This is a genomic window from Rhizomicrobium sp. (genome assembly GCF_056722145.1).
The window spans coordinates 1-4,072 of the sequence record NZ_JBWZET010000341.1; the positions used below are offsets into that span (position 1 = coordinate 1).

A 4,072-nucleotide genomic window follows, 5' to 3' on the forward strand; every position below is an offset into this window, starting at 1 on the left:
TCATAGCCGTGCGGCAGCAGCATCACGAGGCCGCACATCCTCAGCCATTTCATTTCGCCGGAGGCGATGAACTGGTCGATGATGACTTGGGCATTGTTGGCGAAATCGCCGAACTGGGCTTCCCACAGCACCAGCGCCTTGGGCTCCGACGTGGCGTAGCCGTATTCAAAGCCGAGCACCGCCGCCTCCGATAGTAGCGAGTCGATCACTTCGAACGGCGCCTGCTTGGCGTCGATGTTGGCGAGCGGAATGTGGCGGGCTTCGGTCTCCTGGTCGACCAGCACCGAATGGCGCTGGCTGAAGGTGCCGCGCCCCGAATCCTGGCCCGACAGGCGCACCGGATAGCCGTCCTGCATCAAGGTGCCGAACGCCAGTGCTTCGGCAGTCGCCCAGTCGATGCCCTCGCCGGTTTCGAACATGCGCGCCTTGTTCTGCAACTGGCGCAGGATCGTCTTGTGGGCATTGAAGCCGTCGGGAACCGTCGACAGCGCCTTGCCGACCGCAAGCAGAGCCTCGCGCGCGACACCGGTATTGGCCCGCCGGTCGCTCTTGGGCGCGACTTCGAAGCCGGTCCAGTTGGCCTGCAGCCAGTCGGCACGCTCCGGCTTGTGGGTCTTGGAGGCTTCGAAATCCGCGTCCAGGCGGGCGTTGAAATCACCCACCATGTGCTCGACTTCACTCGCCGCCAGCGTCGATTCCGCCACCAGCTTGTTGGCGTAGATTTCGAGCGTGGAGGGATGATCCTTGATCGCCCGGTACATGATCGGCTGGGTGAACGCCGGCTCATCGGTCTCGTTATGACCGAAGCGGCGGTAGCAGTACATGTCGATCACGACGTCCTTGTGGAAAAGCTGGCGGAATTCGGTGGCGATGCGGGCGGCGTGCACCACCGCTTCGGGATCGTCGCCGTTCACATGCAGGATCGGCGCCTGCACCATCAGGGCGATGTCGGTGCAATAGGCCGACGAGCGCGAATACTGCGGCGCGGTGGTGAAGCCGATCTGGTTGTTGATGACGAAATGGATGGTGCCGCCGGTGCGATAGCCGCGCGTGCCCGACATGGCGAAGCATTCGGCGACGATGCCCTGGCCGGCGAAGGCGGCATCGCCATGCAGAATCATCGGCAGCACCTGGCTGCGGACCTCTGTGTCGCCGAGCTGGAACTGTTTGGCGCGCGCCTTGCCCAGAACCACCGGATCGGCCGCTTCGAGATGCGACGGGTTCGGCGTCAGCGTCAGGTGCACGTCGTTGCCGTCGAACGAGCGATCCGACGAGGCGCCGAGATGATATTTCACGTCGCCAGTGACTTCCTCGATGCCGTCCGGATTGGCGCTGCCGCCGCGGAACTCGTGGAAGATCTGGCGATAGGATTTCGACAGCACATTGGCGAGCACGTTGAGGCGGCCGCGATGGGCCATGCCGATGACGATCTTCGACACGCCAAGCTGACCGCCGCGCTTGATGATCTGTTCCAGCGCCGGGATCATCGCCTCGCCGCCGTCGAGCCCGAAGCGCTTGGTGCCGAGGAACCTGAGGGCGCAGAACTTCTCGAAGCCCTCCGCCTCGATCAGCTTGTTGAGGATGGCGCGCTTGCCGGCAGGGGTGAAACTGATCTCCTTATCGGGCCCCTCGATGCGTCGCTGCAGCCAGTCCTTCTGCTCGGCGTCGTTGATATGGACGAACTCGTAGCCGATGCGCCCGCAATAGGTGCGCCGCAACAAGTCGACCATCTGGCGCGGCGTGGCGACTTGCAGGCCCAAGACGCCGTCGATGAACACCGGCTTGTCGACATCGGCGTCGGCAAAGCCGTAAAAGCGCGGATCGAGTTGGGGATGGGGCGTCTTCGCGGTCAGTTGAAGCGGATCGAGGTCGGCTTCGAAATGGCCGATGACGCGATAGGCGCGCACCAGCTGGATGGCACGGATGGAGGCCTGCGCCGCCGCCCGCACGTCTTCGGCCGCTGGAGCGGGGGTTGCGATCGGCGCGCCGGCGGCTTTGGCGCGCTGGGCCCAGCTAGGGCTGGACGGTCCACGCGGACCCTCCAGGTTGGCAAAGTACCGCGCCCAGGAAGGATCGACGGAGGTCGCGTCTTCCAGATACTGGGCGTAGAGGGATTCGACAAATTCGGCATTGGCGCCGAACAGGAACGCGGTTTCCTCGAAAATGGCGTTGGACGCCCGGTTCAACCGCTCAGCGGGAGTTTGACTGGTCATCTCAGGGTGAGTTTAGAACTGTTCGAATTGAAGGGTCTACCGCAATCTGGCCACAAAGACCACGACTTTCCGCGTCTCGTGGTAGCCATTGGTAACAGAGCGTAAATCCTGGATATTGCGAGGGATTCGCACATGACTACCCCCATGAAGCGGCTTTATTCCCTGGATGCGATCCGCGGCCTGGCGGCGCTGACAATCGTGATCTGGCATTGGCAGCACTTTTTCGCCCTGTCGGGCCATTGGCAGACGCCGTGGGCGCGTGACTGGCAGCCCTTCTATCGCCTGCTCGAGCCGCTTTATCTGGAAGCCTGGGCGGCGGTGGATCTGTTCTTCGCCCTCTCCGGGTTCGTCTTCTTCTGGCTTTACGGCGAGGCGATTCGCGCCAACACGGTCAAGCCGGGCAAGTTCGCGTGGCTCCGATTCTCGCGGCTGTGGCCGCTGCATGCCCTGATGCTGGTGACCATCGCGCTGCTGCAATGGGCCTTCCGCAGTCGCACCGGCGTCGATTTCATTTTCCCGGCCGAGGGCTGGGACCGCTTCTTCGCCCACCTCTTCCTGGTGCACCAGACGGTGCCGCCCAACACCTTGCAGACCTTCAACGGCCCGGCGTGGACGGTGTCGATCGAGGCGGCGCTCTATGTGCTGTTCTTCGTTCTCTGCCGGCTGAAGCTCAATGGCTGGCGCACGGCGCTCGTCGTGGCTCTTCTCGGCGTGCCGCTGTTCCATTGGAACTGGTTCATTTCGCGCGGCCTGATGGGCTTCTTCCTCGGCGGCGTCGCCTATTACGCGGTCGAAAAAGTGCGCGCGCTGCCGAACGCACGGCGGATTGCGCAGATCATCGGCCTCGCCTGCCTGGCGCTGTGGGCTTTCATCGTCGTCGAGATCGAATTCGGCCCGCTGCACCGCCTGTGCGAATATCTCTCCGACAATCTTCCCGACGAATGGGACTATTATTCCGAGAATGCCGACGACATCTTCCACGTCGCCTACATCGTCACCGCCGTGCCTTTGACGGTGGCAGCGCTGGCCTTGAGCGAAGCGGTCCTCAACCTGTTCCCGCGCTTCTACAAGAAGACGACGTATCTCGGCGACATCTCCTATTCCGTCTACATGCTGCATTTCCCGCTGCAGACGGCGTGCGCCCTCGGTGCGTTGTCGCTCGGCCTGACACCGATGTTTTTCATGCAGGGTTGGGTGATGCTGGCCTTCTACGCCGTCCTGCTGGTGCTCGCGTCGGCGTCCTATCGCTATTACGAAAAGCCGATGCAGAAATGGATGCGGAAGCTGGTGGAGAAATAGCGCGCTCCCCCCTTGTGGGAGAGGAACTATCCTTTCAGCACCTCCACCATCGTCGTCCCGAGCGCGGCCGGGTTGGGCGAGACGCGAATGCCGGCGGAGCGCATCGCGTCGATCTTGGATTCGGCACCGCCTTTGCCGCCGGAGATGATGGCGCCGGCATGGCCCATGCGCCGCCCGGGAGGCGCGGTGACGCCGGCGATGAAGCCGACCATCGGCTTTTTCACCTTCGAATGCTTGATGAAATCGGCCGCATCTTCTTCCGCCGAACCGCCGATCTCGCCGATCATGACGATGCTTTCGGTTTCGGGATCGGCGAGCAGCATTTCCAGCACGTCGATATGCTCGGTGCCCTTGACCGGATCGCCGCCGATACCGACGCAGGTCGATTGGCCGAGCCCGACCGCGGTCGTCTGCGCCACCGCTTCATAGGTCAGCGTACCCGAACGCGACACGATGCCGACCGAACCGCGGCGATGGATGTGGCCCGGCATGATGCCGATCTTGCATTCGCCCGGCGTGATCACGCCCGGACAGTTGGGCCCGATCAGCCGCGATTTGGA

General features: G+C 63.1%; 2 protein-coding genes and 1 pseudogene. 1 reads left to right on the forward strand and 2 read right to left on the reverse strand.

From position 1 onward, the window contains the following. Positions 1–2,213: 2-oxoglutarate dehydrogenase E1 component (locus AC1P6P_RS18145; protein WP_481403852.1), on the reverse strand; the 2,213-nt coding region annotated here is incomplete at its 3' end. Positions 2,214–2,345: 132 nt separating this feature from the next. Here AC1P6P_RS18145 and AC1P6P_RS18150 point away from each other — a divergent pair. Then, positions 2,346–3,512, forward strand: a complete 1,167-nt coding sequence (locus AC1P6P_RS18150; RefSeq protein WP_481403853.1) for an acyltransferase family protein — start codon at positions 2,346–2,348, stop codon at positions 3,510–3,512. Positions 3,513–3,538: 26 nt separating this feature from the next. Here AC1P6P_RS18150 and AC1P6P_RS18155 read toward each other — a convergent pair. Further along, positions 3,539–4,072, reverse strand: a pseudogene (locus AC1P6P_RS18155) (succinate--CoA ligase subunit alpha); the annotation flags it as partial.

What these genes read in the sequence shown, in the direction of transcription:
- AC1P6P_RS18150 (WP_481403853.1), top strand. Translation starts at nt 2,346, where the DNA reads ATGACTACCCCCATGAAGCGGCTTTATTCCCTGGATGCGATCCGCGGC.